The 22,550-nt window shown below is 68.3% G+C and carries 19 protein-coding genes, 1 tRNA gene and 5 pseudogenes; 8 read left to right on the top strand and 17 right to left on the bottom strand.

The window, feature by feature from the left end; all coding sequences use genetic code 11:
• Positions 1-28: 28 nt before the first annotated feature.
• Positions 29-271: pseudogene (locus C7T91_RS29780) on the top strand (SAM-dependent methyltransferase); the annotation flags it as partial.
• A 1,025-nt stretch (positions 272-1,296) separates the two neighbouring features.
• Here C7T91_RS29780 and C7T91_RS29785 read toward each other — a convergent pair.
• Positions 1,297-2,658 (bottom strand): calcium-binding protein, encoded by a 1,362-nt coding sequence (locus C7T91_RS29785; protein ID WP_108263432.1) that lies wholly within the window; start codon positions 2,656-2,658, stop codon positions 1,297-1,299.
• A gap of 202 nt (positions 2,659-2,860) precedes the next feature.
• Between C7T91_RS29785 and C7T91_RS29790 the strand changes: the two genes are divergently transcribed.
• Positions 2,861-3,646, top strand: coding sequence for a DUF2189 domain-containing protein (locus tag C7T91_RS29790; protein ID WP_236638593.1), 786 nt, complete (start codon positions 2,861-2,863; stop codon positions 3,644-3,646).
• A 78-nt stretch (positions 3,647-3,724) separates the two neighbouring features.
• Here the strand turns inward: C7T91_RS29790 and C7T91_RS29795 are convergent.
• The 4 genes and pseudogenes from C7T91_RS29795 to C7T91_RS29810 form a co-directional block, all read right to left on the bottom strand.
• Positions 3,725-3,816 (bottom strand) — tRNA-Ser (locus C7T91_RS29795).
• Positions 3,816-4,352, bottom strand: a pseudogene (locus C7T91_RS29800) (tetrahydrofolate dehydrogenase/cyclohydrolase catalytic domain-containing protein); the annotation flags it as partial. The gene C7T91_RS29795 and the pseudogene C7T91_RS29800, both read right to left, overlap by 1 nt.
• A gap of 15 nt (positions 4,353-4,367) precedes the next feature.
• The gene (locus C7T91_RS29805; RefSeq protein ID WP_108263433.1) at positions 4,368-5,300 is read right to left on the bottom strand and encodes an electron transfer flavoprotein subunit alpha/FixB family protein; all 933 of its coding nucleotides are present in this window, start codon (positions 5,298-5,300) and stop codon (positions 4,368-4,370) included.
• A gap of 17 nt (positions 5,301-5,317) precedes the next feature.
• A complete protein-coding gene (locus tag C7T91_RS29810; protein WP_108263434.1) occupies positions 5,318-6,067 on the bottom strand; it encodes an electron transfer flavoprotein subunit beta/FixA family protein in 750 nt (249 codons plus the stop codon).
• Positions 6,068-6,296: 229 nt separating this feature from the next.
• Here C7T91_RS29810 and C7T91_RS29815 point away from each other — a divergent pair, with 229 nt between their 5' ends.
• Positions 6,297-7,337, top strand: coding sequence for a GlxA family transcriptional regulator (locus tag C7T91_RS29815; RefSeq protein WP_108263435.1), 1,041 nt, complete (start codon positions 6,297-6,299; stop codon positions 7,335-7,337).
• A gap of 75 nt (positions 7,338-7,412) precedes the next feature.
• On the opposite strand, the gene C7T91_RS29820 is transcribed toward C7T91_RS29815, so the two are convergent.
• Entirely contained in the window at positions 7,413-9,041 is a 1,629-nt protein-coding gene (locus C7T91_RS29820) for a BCCT family transporter (protein ID WP_236638614.1), read from the bottom strand.
• 616 nt (positions 9,042-9,657) lie between these two features.
• Positions 9,658-10,206 carry a GNAT family N-acetyltransferase gene (locus tag C7T91_RS29825; protein ID WP_108263482.1) on the bottom strand — a complete coding sequence of 183 codons (549 nt, stop codon included), beginning with the start codon at positions 10,204-10,206 and terminating at the stop codon, positions 9,658-9,660.
• Between the two features lie 134 nt (positions 10,207-10,340).
• On the opposite strand from C7T91_RS29825, the pseudogene rplU reads away from it, so the two are divergent.
• Together rplU and rpmA are read left to right on the top strand one after the other, a co-directional pair.
• Positions 10,341-10,655: pseudogene (gene rplU / locus C7T91_RS29830) on the top strand (50S ribosomal protein L21); the annotation flags it as partial.
• Between the two features lie 40 nt (positions 10,656-10,695).
• Positions 10,696-10,965: a 50S ribosomal protein L27 gene (gene rpmA, locus C7T91_RS29835; RefSeq protein WP_108263438.1), complete on the top strand. Its 270-nt coding sequence runs from the start codon at positions 10,696-10,698 to the stop codon at positions 10,963-10,965.
• A gap of 144 nt (positions 10,966-11,109) precedes the next feature.
• Here rpmA and C7T91_RS29840 read toward each other — a convergent pair whose 3' ends face one another.
• The 8 genes and pseudogenes from C7T91_RS29840 to C7T91_RS29880 form a co-directional block, all read right to left on the bottom strand.
• On the bottom strand, positions 11,110-12,093 hold the full coding sequence (locus C7T91_RS29840) for an aldose epimerase family protein (protein WP_108263439.1): 984 nt from the start codon (positions 12,091-12,093) through the stop codon (positions 11,110-11,112).
• Between the two features lie 2 nt (positions 12,094-12,095).
• Positions 12,096-12,947 (bottom strand): SMP-30/gluconolactonase/LRE family protein, encoded by an 852-nt coding sequence (locus tag C7T91_RS29845; RefSeq protein WP_108263440.1) that lies wholly within the window; start codon positions 12,945-12,947, stop codon positions 12,096-12,098.
• Between the two features lie 63 nt (positions 12,948-13,010).
• Positions 13,011-14,117 (bottom strand): annotated as a pseudogene (locus tag C7T91_RS29850) (aldehyde dehydrogenase (NADP(+))); the annotation flags it as partial.
• Between the two features lie 55 nt (positions 14,118-14,172).
• Entirely contained in the window at positions 14,173-14,433 is a 261-nt protein-coding gene (locus C7T91_RS29855; protein WP_236638594.1) for an AAA family ATPase, read from the bottom strand.
• Between the two features lie 245 nt (positions 14,434-14,678).
• Positions 14,679-16,055, bottom strand: coding sequence for an FAD-binding oxidoreductase (locus C7T91_RS29865; protein WP_108263443.1), 1,377 nt, complete (start codon positions 16,053-16,055; stop codon positions 14,679-14,681).
• Positions 16,055-16,972, bottom strand: coding sequence for a dihydrodipicolinate synthase family protein (locus C7T91_RS29870; protein ID WP_108263444.1), 918 nt, complete (start codon positions 16,970-16,972; stop codon positions 16,055-16,057). Before C7T91_RS29870 ends, C7T91_RS29865 begins: the two co-directional genes overlap by 1 nt.
• Positions 16,969-17,592, bottom strand: coding sequence for a LysE family translocator (locus C7T91_RS29875; RefSeq protein ID WP_108263445.1), 624 nt, complete (start codon positions 17,590-17,592; stop codon positions 16,969-16,971). Before C7T91_RS29875 ends, C7T91_RS29870 begins: the two co-directional genes overlap by 4 nt.
• Entirely contained in the window at positions 17,592-18,248 is a 657-nt protein-coding gene (locus C7T91_RS29880; RefSeq protein WP_108263446.1) for a zinc-binding dehydrogenase, read from the bottom strand. Before C7T91_RS29880 ends, C7T91_RS29875 begins: the two co-directional genes overlap by 1 nt.
• Positions 18,249-18,491: 243 nt before the next feature.
• On the opposite strand from C7T91_RS29880, the gene C7T91_RS29885 reads away from it, so the two are divergent.
• Both C7T91_RS29885 and C7T91_RS29890 read left to right on the top strand, forming a co-directional pair.
• Positions 18,492-19,022 (top strand): (2Fe-2S)-binding protein, encoded by a 531-nt coding sequence (locus C7T91_RS29885; RefSeq protein WP_108263483.1) that lies wholly within the window; start codon positions 18,492-18,494, stop codon positions 19,020-19,022.
• Positions 19,019-19,705 (top strand): annotated as a pseudogene (locus C7T91_RS29890) (FAD binding domain-containing protein); the annotation flags it as partial. The gene C7T91_RS29885 and the pseudogene C7T91_RS29890, both read left to right, overlap by 4 nt.
• Before the next feature lie 136 nt (positions 19,706-19,841).
• On the opposite strand, the gene C7T91_RS29895 reads toward C7T91_RS29890, so the two are convergent.
• Entirely contained in the window at positions 19,842-20,531 is a 690-nt protein-coding gene (locus tag C7T91_RS29895) for a rhomboid family intramembrane serine protease (RefSeq protein WP_108263484.1), read from the bottom strand.
• 488 nt (positions 20,532-21,019) lie between these two features.
• On the opposite strand from C7T91_RS29895, the gene trpS reads away from it, so the two are divergent.
• Positions 21,020-22,069 carry a tryptophan--tRNA ligase gene (gene trpS / locus C7T91_RS29900; protein ID WP_108263448.1) on the top strand — a complete coding sequence of 350 codons (1,050 nt, stop codon included), beginning with the start codon at positions 21,020-21,022 and terminating at the stop codon, positions 22,067-22,069.
• 18 nt (positions 22,070-22,087) lie between these two features.
• Here the strand turns inward: trpS and C7T91_RS33065 are convergent.
• Positions 22,088-22,550, bottom strand: a 463-nt coding sequence (locus tag C7T91_RS33065) for a hypothetical protein (RefSeq protein ID WP_161556165.1), incomplete at its 5' end; no start/stop codon positions are given.

The raw sequence follows: 22,550 nt of genomic DNA on the forward strand, positions 1-22,550 counted from the left end.
AGGCCTCGGCCCGGCAGATCTTGACGACATGGTCGCGCTGGTCGAGGCTGCGGCGGAGCTGGCCTTCGACGTGCTGACGCCGGGCGGCACCTTCGTCGCCAAGGTGTTGGCGGGCGGCGCGGAGCAGGGGCTGCAGACCATCCTGAAGCAGCGCTTCGACAAGGTCGTCCATGTCAAGCCGTCGGCCAGCCGGTCCGACAGTTCCGAGAAATTCGTGGTCGCCACGGGCTTCCGCGGAGGCCGGACCGGGGAAGACGGCGAAGAGGACTGAGCCGCCGGGCCCCGCGCCTCGAAGGTGATGGCCTCGGCCGGAGCATCTGCGGCTGCCCCGTCGCTTGAAGGTGGAGGGGCGCATCTGAGCGTCCTTCCGCGGGCCGGATGCCGCCGCGCCTGGCATTTGCGGGCAGGCGCGTCTCCGTCGCGATCCTGTCCGGGGTCCGGGGGGCGGGGTCTTTGCAGCCGATTCCTTGCTCTGGAGGCGGAGCAGCGTGCCAATGCGGCAGCCGCTGAGGCATTGATCGCGGATCTGGGTCCGCCGGGGCATGTTGCAGCCGTGGCCGACATGGGGCCGCTGTCGGTGCCCCGGTCCGGTTGCAGCGGGAGATCGCAGCTTGGCCTCAGGCACGGTTTGCGCGCTTCCCTTGGCGGAGCCGCCGCCCGCAATGGCGCATCGCAGGGTCCGGCCGGCCGGATGGCATTGGGTCCGGCAGGCGGTGCCGACGCCATCGGGAGTGTCTGCCGCCCAGCGGCTGACGGTCTGCGATGCCCTTGGTTGTTCTGTTCCCCGGCCTTGGTCGGCTCGCCGCCGCGCTGGGGCGGAACGGCGTCCCGCCCTCGGGATGCATAAAAGTGCGGTGCCGGTTCGCCCGACTGGTCTGCTCCGCCGGGGAGGAGGGGGCGGCGCTGAACCGCGGCTCCGCTGCGCTGACTGCGCTCGTTCTGCCTTGCCGGGGCTGACACATCGCCGTTGCCGTCCCAGCCGGTCCTCTGGCCGCAGAACTTTTCGTGGCGCAGCGTGTCACCGCACCGGGCGCGGGCGGCGCATCGCAGACGGGCCGGAGCGCCTGGGAGCGCTGTCCGTCCCGGTCAAGCCGTTGCCGTCTTTGCCGAGTTCCGGACTGCCTGTCTTGCCGGGATCCAGCATGCCATGGCGCCGGTCGGTCCGGAACTCTGCCGCCTGCCCGGCGGTGCTGCCGTTGCCGGCCGCGCTGTCTCCGGATGGCCGCGGAACGCATCGCAGGAATGCCGACCCCGGCCTGCCGTCCAACGGGCGGCAGGCGGGGCCGGGCAGGGGCTTCAGTAGGCGGCGAGGACGAAGTCGCTGGCATCCATGTCCGCGGCCGAGAGCCCGGACCACCAATCGGTGACCAGCAGCCGGTCGGCCGTGTCGCCGGCACGGTAGATCGCCACCATCCCGGTCTCGGCGTCGTCCTCGATGGTCAGCTGTCCGAAATCCGTCACGCCCCAGGCCAGCAGGTCGATCAGGTCGGTGCCGGACTGGAAGTCGCGGATCTCGTCGGTCTCGCTGTCCTCGGCGAAGATGAACAGGTCCGCGCCCGATCCGCCGATCACGGTGTCGAAGCCGCCGCCGACATGGAACATGTCATTGCCGTCGCCGCCATCGACATGGTCGCTGCCGATCGCGCCGCGCTGGCTGCCGTCATGCCAGGTGTCGCTGCCGTCGCCGAGATGGACCTCGTCGCGGCCGCCGCCGGACCCGACCGTGTCGTCGCCGTCTCCGCCGTCGATCCAGTCGCCGTTCAGCCCGCCGCGGATCTCGTCACCGCCCTGGCCGCCGAACAGGCTGTCGGACCCGGTGCCGCCGAAGATCAGGTCGTCGCCGCCATCGGTGTCGATGTAGTCGTCGCCGGCCTGGCCGTAGACCGTGTCGCGCCCGTTGGCGCCGTCCTGCCAGGTGTCGTGGTAATAGTCGTCGCCGCCGCCCAGATAGGCGAGGTCCGAGCCGAAGCCGCCGTAAACGTCGTCGTCGCCGTAGCCTGCGAAGATCACGTCCCATTGGGCGCCGCCGTCGATATAGTCGCGGCCCAGCCCGCCATGGATCACGTCCGCGCCCCTGCCGCCGAAAATCTGGTCGGCCCCCTGGTAGCCGAAGATCGTGTCGTCGCCGCCGAGCCCGTCGATCAGGTCGGGCGTGAAGCTGCCCTCGATGAGATCGCTGTTTTCCGTCGGGGCGCGCACCGGGGCGTCCGCAGATAGCATGTAGCCGCCGGTATAGTCGGCAAAGGAGCCTGCGGAGACATAGATGACGGAATCGGCAGTAGCGGCGTAGTCGAGCAGCGAATTGAGGCTGCCCCAGTCGTCATTCTCGTCGAGATAGCCGCCTGCGGCATCGTAGAGTTCGAGATAGGGATCGGGAAGCGGGTCCGGGCTGTCGCCGTCGCCGGTCAGGCGGAACCGGTAGAGATAGCCCGCCTCGACCTCGACCTTGTACCAGTCCCAGTCATCGCCGGGGTCGACGGTGCCGAAGACCGCGCTGTCGGGGTGCAGGATGCCGGTGGTGCCGGTACCGGCGGGCAGGTCATCGCCCTCGACGAAGGGCGGGACCGGTTCGATGACCGTGAAAGAGGGGATCGCCGGAAAAGTGACCGCCACTGACGCGGGGTCGAACATGGTCAGGGTAGACGTGTAAACGCCCATGGGCCTGCCTCCTGGAAATATGCGTCACCTGAAATATGGTGCGCCCGCAGGATACACACGTTTCCGTGAGGCTGACATGGCATCCGGGCAGGGCATTCCGCCATTTGCGGCGGACAGGATGCCGCAGATCATTTGACAAACTGCCCGATTCCAGGAAACGCTGTGGCAAAACCGCACAGACGGGATCAACGGGAGGAAAGTCATGACGCATGTGGAGATGCCGCGCGGAGGCCTGCCGCACGGGGCGCCGGAGCTGCGGCCGGTCAGCTGGCCGGTTGTGCGCCAGTGCCTGGGCCGCGGCTGGGACGATTTCAAGGCGGCGCCCGCCTTCGGCCTGTTCTTCGGCCTGGTCTACGCGCTCGGCGGCATTGCCATGTATGCAATCACCGAGATCACCGGGCAGAGCTACTGGCTGATCCTCGCCGCTTTCGGCTTCCCGTTGATCGGGCCCTTCGCGGCGGTCGGGCTCTACGAGGTCAGCCGCCGCCTGGAGCGCGGCGAGCCGCTCGACTGGGCGGAGGTGCTGGGCGTGATGCGGCGCGAGACGGGGCGGCAGATCCCGTCGCTGGCCGTGCTGGTGATGGGCATCTTCATCATCTGGATCTTCATGGCGCACATGCTTTTCGCGCTGTTTCTCGGCAAGATGACCATGGTCAATGTCTTCACCTCCTGGGAGGTGTTCCTGTCGGTGAACGGCCTGATGCTGATCGCAATGGAGCTGGCGCTCGGCGGCGCGCTGGCGGCGCTGCTCTTTGCGGTCACGGTGTTCGGCATGCCGATGCTGGTCGACCGCGAGGTCGATTACGTCACCGCGATTCTCACCAGCCTGGAGGCGGTGAAGCAGAACCCCCGGACGATGTTTGCCTGGGCGGCGATCGTGGCGGGCGCGCTTCTGGTCGCGATGCTGCCGATGTTCCTGGGGCTGGTCGTGGTGCTGCCCGTCCTGGGCCATGCCACCTGGCATCTCTACCGCGCTGCCGTGGCCTGAAAACGCATGCGGCGACCGAACCGAAGTTCGATCGCCGCATCTGCTGTGCCAGCCAACGCCCTGATAACAGGGACTGACTGGCGGAGAGACAGGGATTCGAACCCTGGGNACCCCCAGAGGGGGTCAACGGATTTCGAATCCGCCCCGTTCGACCACTCCGGCACCTCTCCAGCAGCTGCGCCATCGGCTTGCCCACCAGGATCGAGCGGCCGATCACGATCGCGTCGAGGCCCGAGAGGTTGCCCAGCGTCTCCTTCAGGAGCATCAGGCAGCCCAGCGGCGTGCAGGAGACGAGGCCCGGGAGCCCCGAGACCAGCGCGCCCGCCGAGGCCGGATGCAGCCCGTCGACGTCCTTCGCCGGATCGATCGCCTCGATCACCGCGAGGCTGTCGAGATGCCCGGGCAGCGGCAGCTGCACCAGGATGCCGTCGACGGCTTCGTCGGCATTCAGCTCGGCGACGAGGGCCAGCAGGTCCTCCTGCGCGGTGTCCTCGGGCAGCACGTGTTCGAAGCTCTCCATGCCCAGCTTGCGGGCCATGCGGCCCTTGGAGCGGACATAGATCTCGCTTGCGGGGTCGGTGCCGACCAGCACCACGGCGAGGCCGGGCTTGCGCCCGGTCTGGCCTTCGAAGCCCTCCACGGCGGTGGCGATCCGGTTGCCCAGACCGGCCGCGTGGGCCTTGCCGTCAATGATCTGCGCGGTCATGCGTCAGGTCTCCGCTCAGAGCTGTGCTTCGAGCTGCGGCAGGACCTCGAAGAGGTCGCCCACCAGCCCGTAATCGGCCACCTGGAAGATCGGTGCTTCCTCGTCGGTGTTGATCGCGACGATGACTTTCGAGTCCTTCATGCCGGCGAGGTGCTGGATCGCGCCCGAGATGCCGCAGGCGATGTAGAGTTCGGGGGCCACGACCTTGCCGGTCTGGCCGACCTGCAGGTCGTTCGGCGCGTAGCCGGAGTCGACCGCGGCGCGCGAGGCCCCGACGGCGGCGCCGAGCTTGTCCGCGACCGGCGACAGCGTCGACTGGAATTTCTCGTCGGAGCCGAGGGCGCGGCCGCCGGAGACGATGATCTTGGCGGAGCCGAGTTCCGGGCGGTCGGAGGCCGACAGGATGTTCTCGACGAAGCGCGACAGGTCGCCTGCATCGGCGGCCTCGACGGAGTTCACCAGGGCATTGCCGGCGCCCGGCTGGGCGGCGTCGAAGCTGGCGGTGCGGACGGTGACGACGCGCTTGGCATCGGTGGCTTCCACGGTCTCGATCGCGTTGCCGGCATAGATCGGGCGCTTGAAGGTCGCCGGCCCTACGACCTCGGTGATTTCCGAGATCTGCATCACGTCGAGCAGGGCTGCGACGCGCGGCAGGACGTTCTTGCCGGTGGTGGTAGCCGGAGCGACCAGCGTGTCGTAGCCGCCCATCAGCGACTGGATCAGCGCTGCTGCGGGCTCGGCCAGGCGGTGCTCGAGCGCATCGCTCTCGGCCTGGATGACGGCGCGCACGCCGGGCAGGATTGCGGCTGCGGCGGCAACGGCATCAGCGCCCTTGCCTGCGACCAGGATGTCGATCTCGCCGCCCATCTTGGCTGCGGCGGTCAGCGCGCGCAGCGTCGGGTCGGAGAGGGTGGCGTTGTCGTGGTCGGCGAAAAGCAGGATGGCCATTCTCGTTCTCCCCTGGCTCAGATGACGGCAGCTTCGTTGCGCAGCTTGTCGAGCAGCTCGGAAACCGAGCCGACCTTGACGCCTGCGGCGCGGCCTGCGGGTTCCTCGACGCCCAGCACCTTCAGGCGCGGCGCGATGTCCACGCCGAAATCGGCGGGGGTCTTCTGGTCGAGCGGCTTCTTCTTCGCCTTCATGATGTTCGGCAGCGAGGCGTAGCGCGGCTCGTTCAGGCGCAGGTCGGCGGTCACGACGGCCGGCAGCGAGATGTCGATCGCCTGCAGGCCGCCATCGACCTCGCGGGTGATCTTGGCGCGCTCGCCCGCGATCTCGACCTTGGAGGCGAAGGTGCCCTGGCTCCAGCCCAGCAGCGCCGACAGCATCTGGCCGGTCTGGTTGCAGTCGTCGTCGATCGCCTGCTTGCCCAGAACGACGAGGCCCGGGTTCTCTTCGCGGACCACGGCGGCCAGGAGCTTCGCGACCGCGAGCGGCTCGACGGTGCCTTCGGCGGTGATCAGGATGGCGCGGTCGGCGCCCATGGCCAGCGCGGTGCGCAGCACGTCCTGTGCCTGTGCCGGACCGACGGACACCGCGACGATCTCGGAGGCGGCACCGGATTCCTTCAGCCGGACGGCTTCCTCGACGGCGATTTCGTCGAACGGGTTCATCGACATTTTGACGTTGGCCAGATCGACCCCCGACCCGTCGGCTTTCACCCGGATCTTCACGTTGTGGTCGACCACGCGCTTGACAGGCACCAGAACCTTCATGTCTCGCCCTTTCCCTGCCCGCCCGTCGGGCGGAGAAATTGTTGTTTCCGCGACATGCCCGAACCCCTGTCCGGGTGCCGCTTCCGATCCGGTGCGGCGCCCTGCAAGGAGGCCCCGTCACCATGAGCGGAAGTTCTGCTTGATCGTGCCCTCGGAGAATAGGACGATTGCGACGGCGCGGGAAAACCGCTACGACAGGTGCTCAGAATCTCCAGCCCGAAGCCGAGCCATGCCAGAAACGCCAGCCCCCCGCCGACCTTCCGCTACGTCCGCCACCCGCATCGGACGGACCGCCGCCGGGGGGGCGCGGCTCTCGGTCGGCTTCATCCTGGCAAGGCGATTCACGCTCTGCGCCTTCGCGAATTTCGTCGACGTGCTGCGGCTTGCCGCCGACGAGGGCGACCGATCGCGGCCGATCCTGTGCAACTGGACGGTGCTGTCGGACAGCATGGACCAGGTCACCTCGAGCTGCGGGATCTCGGTCCAGCCCAAGGAACGGCTCGGCGACCCGTCGCGCTTCGACTATATCGTGGTGGTCGGCGGGCTGATGGACGAGCTGCCGGGACTGGGCCCGGCCTATGAGCGCTTCCTGCACGAGGCGGCCGCGGCGGGCGTGCCGCTGGTCGGCGTGTGTTCGGGCGCCTTCATGCTGCACCACGCTGGACTGCTCGACGGCTACCGCTGCTGCGTGAGCTGGTTCCACCATGCCGATTTCCTGGAGCAGTTCGAGGGGCTCGATCCTGTGGCCGACCAGATCTTCGTGGTCGACCGCGACCGGCTGACCTGCTCGGGCGGGGCAAGCTCGGCGCATCTGGCGGCCTATCTGGTGGACAAGCATGTCGGCCGCGCGGCGGCCAGCAAGAGCCTGCACATCATGATCATCGACGAAGCGCTGGAGCCCGAGAAGCCGCAGCCGGGGATCACGCTGGACTTCAAGACCCGCGACCCGCTGGTGCTGCGCACGCTGCTGCTGATGCAGCAGAACATCGACACGCCGCTGTCGATCACCGACATCGCCAAGCGGCTGGGGCATTCCAAGCGGCAGATCGAGCGGCATTTCCGCTCCGCGCTCGACATCTCTCCCCAGGCGGCCTTCCTGTCGATCCGGCTGTCGCTGGCGCATCACCAGATCGTCTCGGGCGACAAGCCGATCGCGCAGATCGCGCTGGATTGCGGTTTCTGCGACTCGTCGCATTTCAGCCGGATGTTCCGCAAGCAGTTCGAGACCACCCCGCACGCGCTGCGCCGCGACAGCGCGCCGGGCGGCTGAGTTGGTCCCCTGAAACGGAAAACCCCGGCATGTTCGCACATGCCGGGGGGAAGTCTGCGGCGGTGAAGGCAGGGGTCAGCGGGGTTCGCTGGCCAGGCCCCGCCAGATTGCGACGCACATCACCAGAAGGACGATGGTGAAAGGCAGGCCGGTGGAGATCACCATCGACTGCAGCGCCTTGAGGCCGCCTGCCGACAGCAGCAGGACGATCGCGACAACGCCTTCGAACAGGCACCAGAACACACGCTGCGGCGCCGGCGCATCGACCTTGCCGCCCGAGGTGATGGTGTCGATCACCAGCGAGCCGGAGTCCGACGAGGTGACGAAGAAGACGATCACCAGAACGATGCCGATGAAGGACGTGATCGCGGTCAGCGGCAGTGCATCGAGCATCGCGAAGAGCTGCAGCGGCAGTTCCGCCGATTGCGCGGCATCATAGCCGTCGCGGATGACCTGGCTGATCGCGGTTCCGCCGAAGACCGACATCCAGGCCACGCAGACCAGGGACGGGATCAGAAGGACGCTGACCAGGAATTCGCGCACGGTGCGGCCGCGGCTGACGCGGGCGATGAACATCCCGACGAACGGCGACCAGGAGATCCACCAGGCCCAGTAGAACGAGGTCCAGCCCTGGGCAAAGTTCACGTCCTCGCGCCCGACGGGGTTCGACAGCGCGGGCAGGTATTCCAGATAGGCCAGCAGGTAGTCGCCGATATCGGTCACCAGGAACAGCGTCGGCCCGGCGAGCAGCACGAAGCCCATCAGGATTGCGGCGAGGCCCATGTTGACCTCGGAGAGCAGCTTCACGCCCGACTCCAGGCCGCGGACCACCGAAAACAGCGCGATCGCGGTGATCAGGCAGATCAGCATCACCTGCTGCGAGGGGCCGACCGGCAGGCCGAAGAGCTTGTGGAAGCCGGCATTGGCTTGCGCGGCGCCGAGACCCAGCGACGTGGCGAGGCCGAACAGCGTTGCGAAGACCGCGAGAATGTCGATGACATGGCCCGGCCAGCCCCAGACGCGTTCTCCGAAGACCGGGTAGAAGGCCGAGCGGATCGTCAGCGGCAGGCCCTTGTTGTAGGAGAACAGCGCCAGGCTGAGCGCAACGATCGCGTAGATCGCCCAAGGGTGCAGCGCCCAGTGGAAGATCGAGGCCGCCATGCCGAGGCGGATCGCCTCTTCCTGGTTGCCGCCGGCCGCGCCGAGCGGGGCCCAGTCGGTGCGGATGCCGTCGGGGCCGACCGAGGTGCCGCCGATCGAGGAGCCGAAATGGCTCAGCGGTTCGGAAACGCCGTAGAACATCAGGCCGATGCCCATGCCGGCTGCGAAGAGCATCGAGAACCAGGCGGGATAGGTGAAATCGGGGCGGGCCTCGCGGCCGCCGAGCCGCACGCTGCCATAGGGGCTGACGATCAGCACGAGGCAGAGGATGACGAAAATGTCGGCGGCGCCGAGGAAGAACCAGTCGAAGCCCTGGGTGACGGTCGAGAACAGCGCCGAGAACAGGTTGCTGGCAGTCTCGGGCAGGGCCAGGGTGAAACAGACAAAGGCGATGACGGAAATTGCCGAGATGGCAAAGACCGGGTTGTGGATGTCGAAGCCGATCGGGCCGATCGATCCTTCGATATTGTCCTGGCCGATCGTGTATTCGGTGTCGATCTGGCCTTCCGGTGCCGGCTCGCCGGCTTCGGTTCCGCCTGTCAAATCCGGATTCGGTGTGTAACTCAAGGAAGCACCTCCTGTGCTGGCTGCGGTTGCCGCGTGCAAGATCCCGTTTTCCGGGTCTTTTTCTTGGTTCGGCGGGAGCGGCGGCAGCGCATGGGGCGCGCCGCGCATCCTGCCTGGCGGGCTTTTCGTCCCGATGCGGCAGTTACCGGCAAGTTACACGGGAAACGCAGGATTTTAGCGACAGGTGCGATGCAGCTTTGCGACGGAGCCCTGCGCCGGGCCCAATTTCCGCTGAGGCAGAAAACGGCCAGTTGCAATTCTCCTTGCCCGCTGTCGCAAACGTTCAATCGCCGGCCCCCGCCCGCAGCTAGTCTCGTTCCGGTCCCCAAGGGAGTCGCCTCCGCTCCGGAGGTCCGCGGGGCAGCGCATCCCTTCCTTTCCGCTTCCGCAGCGTCCGGTCCACGGGCGCGACCGGGGCCGCATGTCGGGAAGGCCCGGAAACCTCGCAGGGCGGCATCGCCGTGAACCTGCGGGCACGCCCGAGAGCCAGCGCTGCACCTGCGGCTGCGCGACTGCCGCGAAGACCCAGCCCGCATCGCCGGGCACGGGCGCCCGGAGGCGGAGCCGCGGCGTGCGGACCGGAACAGCCATGTCAGGCGGCCGGCTTCAGGCGCTTGAGATAGGTCCAGGTCTGGACCATCCGGTTCTGCGCGACGCAGAAGGCCTCGGCATCGCCGATATATTCGAACCCGGCATGGGTCAGCACCCGCGCGCTCTGCGGATTGCTCTGGAACACCGAGGCATAGATGGTGTCGAGGTCGAGCGGGTTCTTCTCGAGCAGCAGCTCGACCGCCTCCGAGGCATAGCCTGCATTCCAGAAGGCCGGGCCGACCCAATAGGTGATCTCGGCCTTGCCCTCGTCGACCCGGTCGAGCGACACCACGCCCAGAAGCTCGCTGAGCCCCTCGCGGCTGCCGTCCAGGACCCAGACCTCCTCCGTCCGGTCCGGCGACATCGCGCGCGTGATGAAAGCCTCGGCCGCGCCCGGCGGCAGCGGATGCGGGATCGAGGTGGTCATGCTGGCCACCCGCGCATCGCCCGCATAGAGCGCCCAGAGCCCGGCGTCCGAGGGCCGCGGCGGCCGCAGGTCGAAGCGCGCGGACCGGATCGCCTGAGGGGCGTCGAGAGTCGTCTGTTCCATGTTGTCCTCCCAACGGTCCGCGTCGCGGACCGGGCGCCGGACGGGCCGGCGCATCGCCCCCGGCCGGAAATCTGGCGCAAGACTGTTAATGTCCGGCTACCGCCGTGACATGTAATCCGCGGCGGCAAAAAGCAATGTTTGCGGTCCTCAAGACCGGCGGCAAGCAGTACCGGGTCCAGAACGGCGACGTTCTGCGCATCGAGAAGCTGACCGCCTCCGCTGGCGAAACCGTCCAGTTCAACGAAGTTCTCATGATCGGCGGCGACGAGCTGGTGATCGGTGCTCCGCTCGTCGAAGGCGCGGTCGTCAAGGCCGAAGTCGTCGACCAGGTCAAGGCAGACAAGGTCATCACCTTCGTCAAGCGCCGTCGTAAGCACTCGTCGAAGCGCACCCGCGGTCACCGCCAGAAGCTGACCCAGGTGAAGATCACCGAAATCATCCCCGCCGGCNGTCGCCGCGGAATAACCGAAAACGAGGAGTACCTCNCCCATGGCACATAAAAAAGCTGGCGGTTCGTCCCGTAACGGTCGCGACTCCATCGGCCGCCGCCTCGGCATCAAGAAATTCGGCGGCGAAGCCGTCATCCCGGGCAACATCATCGCGCGCCAGCGCGGCACCCAGTGGTGGCCGGGCGAGAATGTCGGCCTCGGCAAGGATCACACCATCTTCGCGACCTCCGAAGGCAAGGTGACCTTCCACAAGGGCCTCAAGGGCCGGACCTTCATTTCGGTCCTTCCGGCGGCGGAAGCCGCCGAGTAAGCCGCACCCNGGCTACGGAACAAGCAGGGGATCGGCGGAAACGCCGGTCCCCTTGCGTCGTGCTTCTGCTGGTGCTGCGCTTCTCGCCGCGCGGGCTGCTGCCGGAGCGCTGAGACAGCGCGGCGGTTGCAGATCGCAACCGCCTCAGCTGCTGCGGAACACGTAGCGCAGCGACTGATGGTAGGTCTCCCCGGGCCTGAGGATGGCATCAGGGGCCCCCGCCATGTTCGGCGCATCGGGCCAGGCCTGCGCCTCCAAGGCGATCCCGCTCTTCGAGCCGCAGAGCCGCCCGCTCAGCCCGTCGCGCACATCCAGATGCGCCCCGTCATAGAACTGCAGCCCGGGCTCCGTGCTTTCCACGGTCAAACTGATCCCGCTGGCCGGGCTGTCCAGAACTGCGACGGGGCGCAGGCCCGTCCGTATCCCTGCCGTGCAGAAATTGTGGTCGTAGCCGGCATCGCCCACAGGACGCGGCAGCCGGAAATCGAAGCGGGTCCCCGCGACCGGAGCGATCTCTCCGGTCGGGATCATTTCTCCATCCACCGGCAGGTAGCTCTCGGCCATGATCTGAAGACGATGCTCCGTTGCCGAGGCGCTGTCGTCGAGATTGAAATAGCTGTGCTGCGCGAAATTGCAGGGCGTCGAGCGGTTGCAAGTTGCAATCACCTCCAGCGCGAGAACTCCGTCTCCCGGCAGCGAGAACTTCGCGACGACCTCCATATCGCCGGGGAAACCCATATGCATGTCAGTGAGTTGGAGCGCAAAGCTCACGCAATCCTGGCCGTGATCTGCCAGCATCCAAAGCATTTGCCCGCTGCCTTCCGCGCCGCCGTGGAGGGTGTGCCTGCCCAGGAAATTGCGGTCTGCCTGGAATGCCGTGCCGTCGATTTCGAACCCCCCTTTTCCGATGCGGTTGGCGAAGCGGCCAACCAGGGCACCGGAATAGAGCAGGCTGCCGAGATAGGGCTCGAACCGGTCGCTGCCGAGCACCAGCGGGAACGGCACGCCGTCAAGACGCAGGTCCTGCAGCGTGGCCCCCCAGGTCAGGAAGGCGGCGGTCAGACCGCCGCCCGAGATGCGCACCCGTTCGACCGTCCGTCCGTCCGGCAGGTGCCCGAATGTCTCCACGCTCAAGCGTTCACCCGGTGCTCGTCCTGGCCCGCAACCCCGGCATCGGCGATGACATAGGTCAGGCCCTGGGCCTCGTCCGGCGTAGCGATGGATTGCAGCGCGGAGGTGCAGAACATGGTCCGGCGATCCGGACCGCCGAAGGCCGGACAGGAAGAATGCAGCCCGGGAACTTCGATCGCGCGATCGAAAACGCCGTCCGGCGTGTAGCGCGCCACCCGGCCCGATCCCCATTGCGCGGTCCAGAAATGATTCTCGGCATCGACGACCGCACCATCCGCCTTGTGGCCGGTCCCGGCAAGGTCGAGGAACAGCTCCGGCTCCCCCTCAGGCCAGCCCTCCGCGTCGAGCGCCTGGCGCATCACCTTCAGCGTCGGGGTGTCGGTGTAGTAGGCCGTCCGGCCGTCGGTGCCGAAGCAGATCGCGTTCGAGGTGGTGATTCCGCCATAGAGTTTTTCCAGCGCGCCGTTGTAGTAGCGCCAGATCGCGCCTTTCGGCCCGCCGCCCTGCTTCGCCATGGTACCGATCCAGAAGCCGCCCATCGGATCGGCGCGGCCGTCATTGGAGCGGTTCTCCGGCAGGTCCGCCTCCAGCGGGCAGACCGGCTCATGCTCGCCGGTTTCAATGTCGAACCGCCGCAGCGCCGTCTCGGTTGCAATCAGCAACCGCTCCTCGTCGAGCCAACCCGCCGCCGAGACATTCTCGGAGAACGACCATTCCAGCGGCACGTTTTCCTTGCGCGACAGCAGGCGGTTGCCGGTAATGTCGAACCAGAACAGCTGGTCGCGGAGCGGATGCCAGAGCGGCCCTTCGCCCAAGCTGCAGGCGCGGGGGTCGAAGACCTCCATCTTCATTGCGGATTGTCCTCCCAGACAGCGGAAAACGGGCGCGGCTGCCAAGCCGCACCCTGCAAGCGTTCAGCCAAGGCCCTGCAGATCCGCAGGCAGCAGCGCCTCCGGCAGGTTCTGGTAGCAGACCGGGCGCAGGAAACGGCGGATCGCCATCGTGCCGACCGAAGTTGCGCCGAAATTGGTCGAGGCCGGGAACGGGCCGCCATGGACCATCGCATCGGCCACTTCGACGCCGGTCGGGAAGGCATTGGCCAGCACCCTGCCCGCCTTGGTCTCGAGCACCGGCAGCAGCGGTTTCGCGGCCTCGATATCGGCATCGTCCATCAGGAGCGTCGCGGTGAGCTGGCCATGGAAGACCTGGGCGACCTTCAGCATTTCCTCGGGAGACGCGGTGCGGATCAGGATGCCCGCCGGACCGAAGACCTCGCGGGCCAGCTCCGGCCGCGCCAGCCAATCGGCAGCCTTGACCTGGAAGACCGCAGGCGCGCCCTCGCGCGAGGAACAGGTCTGCGCGCCGGTCAGCCGGTCGAGCCCGGCGCCCGAGAGCATCTCAACCCCCTTGGCATAGGCGGAGGCCGTGCCGCCGGTCAGCATCGGCTGGGGGGCGGTTTCATTCAGCAACCGCACCGCCGCGTCGACAAAGGCATCGCCGTCGGGGCCTTCGGGCAGCAGCACCAGCGCGGGGTTGGTGCAGAACTGGCCGACGCCCATGGTCAGCGACTGCGCCCAGCCCTCGCCCATCGCCGCGCCGCGTGCCGTCAGGGCCGCGGGCAGCACGAAGACCGGGTTCAGGCTTCCCAACTCGCCGAAGAACGGGATCGGTTCGGGCCGGGCCATGGCGAGATCGAACAGCGCCTTGCCGCCGCCGAAGCTGCCGGTGAAGCCGACCGCCTTGATGCCCGGATGCTGCACCAGCGCGGCGCCCGCCTCGTTGGTGTTCGACTGCACCATGGAGAAGACGCCCTTCGGCATGCCGGTCGCCTCGATGGCGGCGGCGATCGCCTGCGCCACCAGCTCGCAGGTGCCGGGATGGCCGGGATGGCCCTTGTAGACCACCGGGCAGCCCGCCGCGAGCGCCGAAGCCGTGTCGCCCCCGGCAGTGGAGAAGGCGAGCGGGAAGTTCGACGCGCCGAAGACGCCGACCGGGCCGACCGGGCGCTGCATCAGCCGCAGGAGGACTGGCCGGACCCCGGGACAGCACGCTTCCGCCAGCCGGGTCCGGCGCTTTTCAGTCCCCGGCGAAGCGGCGCGGCACCGGCCGTCCCGAGACCTGCTCCCAGAACGCGTCGGCCCGCCGCTCGAAGGTCCCGCCGCCGCGGGCATCGCTCTGGTAGAACCGCCCCGGCGCCAGCCCCGGCACGTAGTCCTGCTCCACCCAGCCGCGCGGATCGTCATGCGGGAAGCGGTAGCCGACATGGCCGAGCGCTTCGGCACCCTTGTAATGCGCGTCGCGCAGGTGCTTCGGCACCACGGCAGGCGGCTCGGACACCCGCGCCCGAGACGGCCGCCAGATGCCGGGCGGTGCAGACGGTTTCGCCCGGCGCGGTGCGGACATGGCCCGCCGGGTCGTCGAGTTCGAGGAGGTCGCGCATCGTCGGCACGTCGCGCGAGGTGATGTCGACCACATCCTCGCCGCGCAGAGTGACCAGCGCCGGGTCGGCGCCCGGACGCCAGATCCGGCCCGCCAGCGTTGCGGAAGGGTCGGGATTGGTAAAGGGCAGCATGGTGCCTCCGTCAGATGTCTTCCGGCAGCATCTTGCCGGGATTGAGGATGTTCTTCGGGTCGAAGCCCGTCTTGATGGCGCGCATGAAGCCGAGCGCGGGCCCGTGTTCGGCCGCCATGAACTTGACCTTGCCCTGGCCGATGCCGTGCTCGCCCGACACCGTGCCGCCGAGGGCGAGCGCCTGCCGCGCCAGCCCGTCGGTGAAGTCATGGACGCGGGCGACCTCCTGGGCATCGCCGGGATCGAAGCGGACCGAGCAGTGGAAATTGCCGTCGCCGACATGGCCGACGATCGTGGCCACGAGACCGAGCCGCGCCAGATCCGCCTGCGCGCCGGTCACCGCCTCGGCCAGCCGCGAGATCGGCACGCAGACATCGGTGCTGACCGTGCGCTTGCCGGGCTCCAGCGTGCCGGTGGCGTAATGGGCGTTGTGGCGCATCTTCCACAGCGCGTTGCGGTCTTCGGCGCGGTCGGTCCAGCGGAACGCTTCGGCGCCGAACTCGGCCGCGATCTCGCCGAAGCTCTCCGCCTGTTCGCGCACGCCCGCGGGCGAACCGTGGAACTCGACGAAGAGATGCGGCTTCTCGGGCAGGCCCGCCTCCATCAGGTTGTTGAAGCCGCGCGCCATCATCTCGTCGGCAAACTCGATCCGCGCCATCGGGATGCCCGACTGGATGGTCAGGATCACGCAGTTGACCGCATCCTCGACCGTGTCGAAGCGGCAGGTGGCCGCCGAGACCGCCTCGGGGATGCCCTGCAGCCGGACGGTCAGCTCGGTGATGATGCCGAGCGTGCCCTCGGAGCCGATCATGAGATGCGCGAGGTCGTAGCCGGTCGAGGACTTGCGCGCGCGGCTGCCCGCGCGGATCACCGTGCCGTCGGCCATCACCGCCTCGAGCGCCAGCACGTTTTCGCGCATCGTGCCGTAGCGCACCGCCGTAGTGCCGGAGGCGCGCGTCGCCGCCATGCCGCCCAAGCTTGCATTGGCGCCGGGATCGACCGGAAAGAACAGGCCGGTGGCGCGCAGCTCCTCGTTCAGCCCCTCGCGGGTCAGCCCGGGCTGGACGACGGCGTTCAGGTCTTCGGCATTGACCGCGAGCACCCGGTCCATCCGCCCCATGTCGAGGCTGATGCCGCCGCGCACCGCCAGGTGATGGCCTTCCAGAGAGGTGCCCGCGCCATGGGCCGTGACCGGGCAGCCATGCGCATTGCAGGCCTTCAGGATGGCCGCGACCTCTTCCGTCGTCTCGGGGAAGGCCACGGCATCGGGCAGGGTCTCGGGGAACCAGGTCTCGTTGCCGCCATGCGCCGCGCGCAGCGCCTGCGCGGCCGACAGCCGGTCGCCGAGCAGCGGCTGAAGTTCGGCGATTGCCTCGGAAACGCCCATTACCTGCCCCAGCTCAGCACCATCGGATCGAGCGGCCGCAGCAGCTCGATCAGCATGGCGCGGGTGTCGGGATGCAGCGGCGCGATCGGGTGGCGCGAGAAGTCGGACTTGATCACCCCGCCCTCGACCATCGCCGCCTTGCACGACCGGAAGCCGCATTGCCGGTTCTCGTGGTTCACCGCCGGCAGGATGCGGGCATAGCCGTCGATCGCCGCCTGCCGGTTGCCCGCCAGGAAGTCGCGGACAATCGGCCCGATCAGGTCGGGGATCATGCCCGAGGTCATCGTGCCGGTGCAGCCCGCGTCGAGATCGGCGAGCAGCGTGATCGCCTCCTCGCCGTCGAACGGGCCCTCGATCGCGTCGCCGCCCTCGGCGATCAGCGCGCGCAGCTTTCCCGCGGCCTGCGGGCATTCGATCTTGAAGAGCTTCAGCATCTCGATCTCGCGCGCCATCCTGACGAGAAGCGGCACCGGCAGCTCGACGCCCGACAGCGGCGCGTCCTGCACCATGATCGGGATGCCGACCTCGCCCACCGCGGCGAACTGCTCGTAGGTCTGCTGGGCCGTGCCCTTCATCAGCGCCCCGTGATAGGGCGGCATCATCATCACGATGGCGGCGCCGCAGTCCTTGGCAAGCCGCGCGCGCTCCACCGCGATCTGCGTGGCGTAATGGCTGATCGTCACGATCACCGGCACGCGGCCCGCGACATGTTCCAGGCAGAGCCGGGTCAACGTCTCGCGTTCGGCATCCGAGATCAGGAACTGCTCGGAGAAGTTCGCGAGGATGCAGATGCCGTCGACGCCCATGTCGATCTGGCAGTCGAGCACGCGCTTCATGCCGTCGAGATCGAGCGTGCCGTCTTCGTGGAACGGCGTCGGCGCCACCGGCCAGATTCCGGTGTAGGCAGTTGCGGTCATGGGGTTCCTCCGGGTTCGGCGGACAGCGTGCCGCCCATGGACAGAAGCGCCAGGGCCACGACGGCAATCATCGCCCCGGCCATGGCAAGGTTGATCCGGCGGTGCATCCGCTCGGGCAGGTCGAGCCGGTAGAGCACGCCCCCCGCCCAGAGCCAGCCCAGATGCAGGGGCAGCCAGATCGCGTTCAGGATCAGGATCTTCGACAGCGTCTCGAGGCCAAGATTGCCGGGGAAGAAGGGAAAGCCGGTGAAAAGCGCGGCATTGACCGCATAGGCTTTCGGGTTCACCGCCTGCAGGATCACCCCGTCGCGGATCCCCGGCGCGCGCGGCGCCGCGCCGAAGGCCAGCCGCCCGCCCGCCGTGGCGATGCGGAAGGCCAGCCACAAGAGGTAGCCCGCCGACACGGCCAGCAGCACGCCGCGCACCATCGGGGCCGCGAGGATCACCGCCGCCAGCCCCGAGACCACCGCAAGGATGACGAGGTTGTTGCCGAGGTTCAGCCCCGCGACATAGCGCAGCCCGGTGCGGAAGCCGAAGCCCGCGCCGACACCGGCGCAGGACAGCACGCCCGGCCCGGGCGTCGCGATCAGCAGGAACACGGCGGCGGCGAAGGCGAGCATCAGGCGAAGTCCAGCTGCACCTTCATGGCGCGGCTCTTGTCCGAGGCGGTCTCGAAGGCCTCGGCATGCGCCTCGAGCGGCAGCGTATGGGTCAGCAGGAAGCCCGGATCGATCCGCCCGTCCCGCATCATCGCCACCGCTACGGCGAATTCCTCGTGGAAGCGGAACGACCCGCGCAGCTCCAGCTCCTTGGCGATGACCGGAAGGATCGGCAGCGCCATCTCCCCCGACATGCCGAGCTGCACGATCACGCCGCGGGGCGCCAGCGCGCCGATCCCGGCGGCCAGCGCCGGGGCCGCGCCCGAACATTCGAAGAGCACGTCGAAACTGCCCTTGCCGCGGCTGTCTCCGGCCAGCGCCTCCGGGTCCTTGGCGGTGTTCAGCCGCCGCGCGAGGTCCTGTGCCGCCGCACCGCCCGCGGGCCAGCGTGCCGCCGGAGCGAAGGGACCGGCATCGGGCCCCTCGCCCGCAACCAGCAGCCCCGAGGACATGCCGTCGACCTGCCGCGTGACCAGGCCCAGCCAGCATTCGAGATAGCTTTCGACGGTCTCGGCCTGCTGGAACCGCGCCCAGAGCATCCGGTCGAGAACCGCGTAGGATACGAGCGGCGGCGCCTCCTCCGCACCCCGGAGGGCTTCGTTCTGACTGTCGACCATCGATCTTCCTCCCAGAAGCGACACGTCCTCCCGGCCTCCCGCCAAGGCTGCGGACGCTCGACAGGATCACCTTCGAGTTGAATTCGCGGCCTGTCAACATGCTTCCCCGCAATTGTATATGTTGACTGAAAAACAATCTTTTCCGACCTTTCGCCGCTGCGGCCGCCGCGGTCCGGAACCGGGCGGCGGCGCGGCGCGTTGGACCTGCCGGACATCACGGACTGCCAGGAAGGACCCAGCGCCATGCAGATCACCCTTTCCGTCAACGGCGAGACCCGCGGGCTCGACCTCGATCCGCGGGTCACCCTGCTCGACGCGCTGCGCGACCACCTGCGGCTGACCGGCTCCAAGAAGGGGTGCGACCATGGGCAATGCGGCGCCTGCACGGTGCTGATGGACGGCCGCCGGGTGAATGCCTGCCTGGTGCTCGCCGCCATGGCCGAGGGCGCCGAGATCACCACCGTCGAAGGGCTGGGCAGCCCGGAGGCCCCCGCGGCCCTGCAGGCCGAATTCACCGCCTGCGACGGGTTCCAGTGCGGCTACTGCACGCCGGGCCAGATCATGTCCGCGACCGGCATGCTGGGAGAGGCGCGCGAGGGCTGGCCGTCGCATGTCTCGCCCAGCCTCGCCGGGCCGGTGAGCCTGAGCGACGGCGAGATCGCCGAGCGGATGAGCGGCAATCTCTGCCGCTGCGCCGCCTATCCCAGCATCCGCCAGGCTATCGCGAAGGCTGCAGCGCTGCCTGACGAAACCGTGGCGGAGGCTGGGGAATGAGGCCCTTCGGCTACACCCGCCCCGCCGGTCTCGCCGAAGCCGGGACCGCTGCCGCCGAGGGCGCCACGCTGATCGCCGGCGGCACCAACCTGCTGGACCTGATGAAGCTCCAGGTCGCCGCGCCCGAGCGGCTGGCCGATATCGGCCATGTGCCGGGGCTGGACGGGATCGAAGAGACGGAAACCGGGCTGCGCATCGGCGCGCTGGTGACGAACAGCGCGCTGGCCGCCGATCCGCGCATCCGAAAGGGCTGGCCGGTGCTCTCGCGCGCGATCCTGGCCGGCGCCTCGGGCCAGATCCGCAACCGGGCCACCACTGCCGGAAACCTGCTGCAGCGCACCCGCTGCCCCTATTTCCAGGACCCCGCCTCGGCCTGCAACAAGCGCGTGCCCGGTTCGGGCTGTCCGGCCCGGGGCGGCGTGTCGCGGATGACCGCGATCCTCGGCACCTCGGAGAATTGCATCGCCGCGCATCCCTCGGACATGGCGGTGGCGATGGTGCTGCTCGGCGCCGAGGCCGAGATCCGCGCCGCCGCGGGGACCTCGCGCCGGCTTGCCCTGCCCGATCTGTGGCGCGTCCCCGGCGACCAGCCCGACGAGGAGACCACGCTCCAGCCCGGCGAGATCATCACCGCCGTTCATCTGCCCGCGCCGCGCGGCGGCGCCGTGCAGGCCTACCGCAAAGGCGCGCGGCGCAATCGGGATGCAGGGACAGGATGCCTGGCGCGCCCATGAGGCCGAGCTGGCCGAACTGTCCGCGCTTCTGGCAGAGGAGATCCGCGCGCACGAAGCGCGGCTGGCCGCGCTCTGAGCCTGCGGGTCAGCGGTTGCGCAGCTTCTCGCGCAGCCGCGCCCAGCCGCCGGGCACGAAGAGGAAGGACAGGCCGAAGCCGCAGGCGAAGCCCGCGATATCCGCAACCCAGTCGTTGCGCGCGCCGAACAGCGCCCCGAAGACCAGCTGCGCGCCCAGCAGGAGCCCGATCAGCTGGAAGGCCCGCATCTGGCTTTCGCCAACCGCCTTCTGGCGCACCCATTGCATGAAGGTGAAGCCGCCGATGAGCCCGTAGACCCCGGGAAAGGCGCCGATCAGCGGGAAGGTCTCGTTCAGAAGCGCGCCATAGGCCAGCGCGCCGCCCACCGAGGACCCGAAGAAGATCGCCAGCACCGCGACATTGCCGAAGGCCTCGCCGACCATCTTGCCCATCGCCAGGATGAAAACGCAGGCCATCACCGCCTGCACGAAGCTGATATGCAGGAGCGGATAGGTGACGAACTGCGCGATCAGCTCCGGCGGAAAGCGGTGGTTGGTCACCATCCAGTCGAAGGCCTGGCCGTAGAAGGCGAAATGCTCGAGCGCGCCGAGCCTGAGGCCCATGCCGCCCGTCCCTCCGATGATCCCCCTGTCCGCAAGCTGGAACAGGCATTCCACGCCGAAGATCACCACGGCGAGGCCCAGCACGGCGGCGGGCAGCGGGTTTACGGCGGCAGGCGGACGCGGACGGGAGGACATCATGATAACCTATTCTTCGCTCGGGGCGCTGGTACCCCAAGACGGGCGGAACGTCCATCTCCTGCCGCGGACCCGGCCCTCCCCAGCGACGGCGAGGCAGCGACCCCGCCGCGATTGCACGGCGAGGCCCTCCGGAATCTCCGCGAGGTTTCCGGACAGTCCGCGCCCGGCCCGCAGGACAAAGCACTGTTCCAGCGTTTCGGGCGCAGCCGGGACTTCGCCTTGTCCGGGGCCGCTGACCTCCGGGTGATTGCACAGGATGCCGAGCCCGGCCCCGCCGCCGAAAGCGTTCACCGCCGGAAATGCCCGGCCCGTCCCGTCCGATGCCATCCCGGCCGACCTCCCTGCGCCTGCGCCCCGGCAGGCTCGGGCAGAGGGATGAAGATCGGGATAACGCCCGGCCGCGATCAGGCGCGAGTTGACCCGGCATTGGCCCGCGGATAAGCGGCAGTGGCCTAACATTCCATGCCCAAAGGAGGCAAAATCCCATGGATGCGGTCCAAACGCCATCCGAAGGCCCTGCAGGTAGCGCCGGCTTCACCCCGCGCGTGTTCTCCGGCATCCAGCCCTCGGGACATCTCACCCTCGGCAACTATCTCGGCGCGCTGAAGCGCTTCGGGGAGATGCAGGAAGAGGACTACGAGACGATCTACTGCATCGTCGACCTCCACGCGATCACCGTCTGGCAGGACCCCGACAAGCTGCGCGACGCGACGCGCATGCTGACTGCGGGCTTCATCGCCACCGGCGTCGACCCGTCGAAGTCGATCCTGTTCAACCAGTCCGGGGTGCCCGAGCACACCCAGCTGGCCTGGATCTTCAACTGCGTGGCGCGGATGGGCTGGCTGAACCGGATGACCCAGTTCAAGGACAAGTCCGGCAAGAACCGCGACTCTGCCTCGACCGGGCTCTTCGTCTATCCGAACCTGATGTCCGCCGACATCCTGGTCTATCACGCGACCCATGTTCCCGTGGGCGAGGACCAGAAGCAGCATGTCGAGCTGGCGCGCGACACCGCGATCAAGTTCAACACGGATTACGGCACCGACTTCTTCCCGATCCCGGAACCGGTGATCGAGGGCTCGGCGACCCGCGTGATGTCCTTGCGCGACGGCACCAAGAAGATGTCGAAGAGCGATCCCTCGGACATGAGCCGGATCAACCTGACCGATGACGCAGATGCCATCGCCCAGAAGATCCGCAAGGCGAAAACCGACCCCGAGGCGCTCCCGTCCGAGGTCGGCGGCCTCGACGGCCGCGCCGAGGCGAAGAACCTGGTCAACATCTACGCGGCGCTTTCCGGCATGACCCCGGCGGCGGTTCTGGCCGAGGTCGGCGGGCTCCAGTTCTCGGAATTCAAGCCGAAGCTTGCCGATCTGGCGGTGTCGAAGCTGTCGCCGATCTCCGGCGAGATGGCGCGGCTGATGCAGGACAAGGGCGAGATCGACCGCATCCTCGCCGAAGGGTCGGCCCGCGCCCGCGAGGTCGCGCAGCCGATCCTGAAGAAAGCCTACGAGATCGTCGGCCTCGTCGGCTGATCCCCCGCGCCGGGGCCGTCAATGGACCCGGCGCGTCAGCAGCATCTCCAGCCCGGCCTCCGGATCGTCGAGGAGGCCGAGCGCGAAGAACTCGGCGGTGGCATTGCCGGTGAGCGTCGTCCAGACCTCGTCGCAATGCGCCGGGCGCAGGTTGACCATCCGCGACGCCGTTCCCGCCTGCCGCAGCTCCTGCGGCGCATCGGTCTCGGCCAGCGTCGCCGCGTAGAGCCGCGCCGCCTCCGCCACCGCCACGTTCCCGGCCGCCTCCTGCGCCTGCGCATAGACCTCCAGACGCTTGCAGGCCTCCTGCCGGTAGGTGTCGAAGAAGGCCGGGCTGACCGCCGCGGCACCCCCTTCCATCTCCTTGAGGAAGGCCATGCAGAGGTCGCCATGCAGCTTGTCGATCACCCGGTCGGGACCGATGTTGATCCGCTGCGGCATCAGCCTTGTATTGCCGCAGATCAGCTTCAGCGAGACCAGG

The sequence above is a fragment of the Mangrovicoccus ximenensis genome (assembly GCF_003056725.1).
GTDB lineage: Bacteria > Pseudomonadota > Alphaproteobacteria > Rhodobacterales > Rhodobacteraceae > Mangrovicoccus > Mangrovicoccus ximenensis.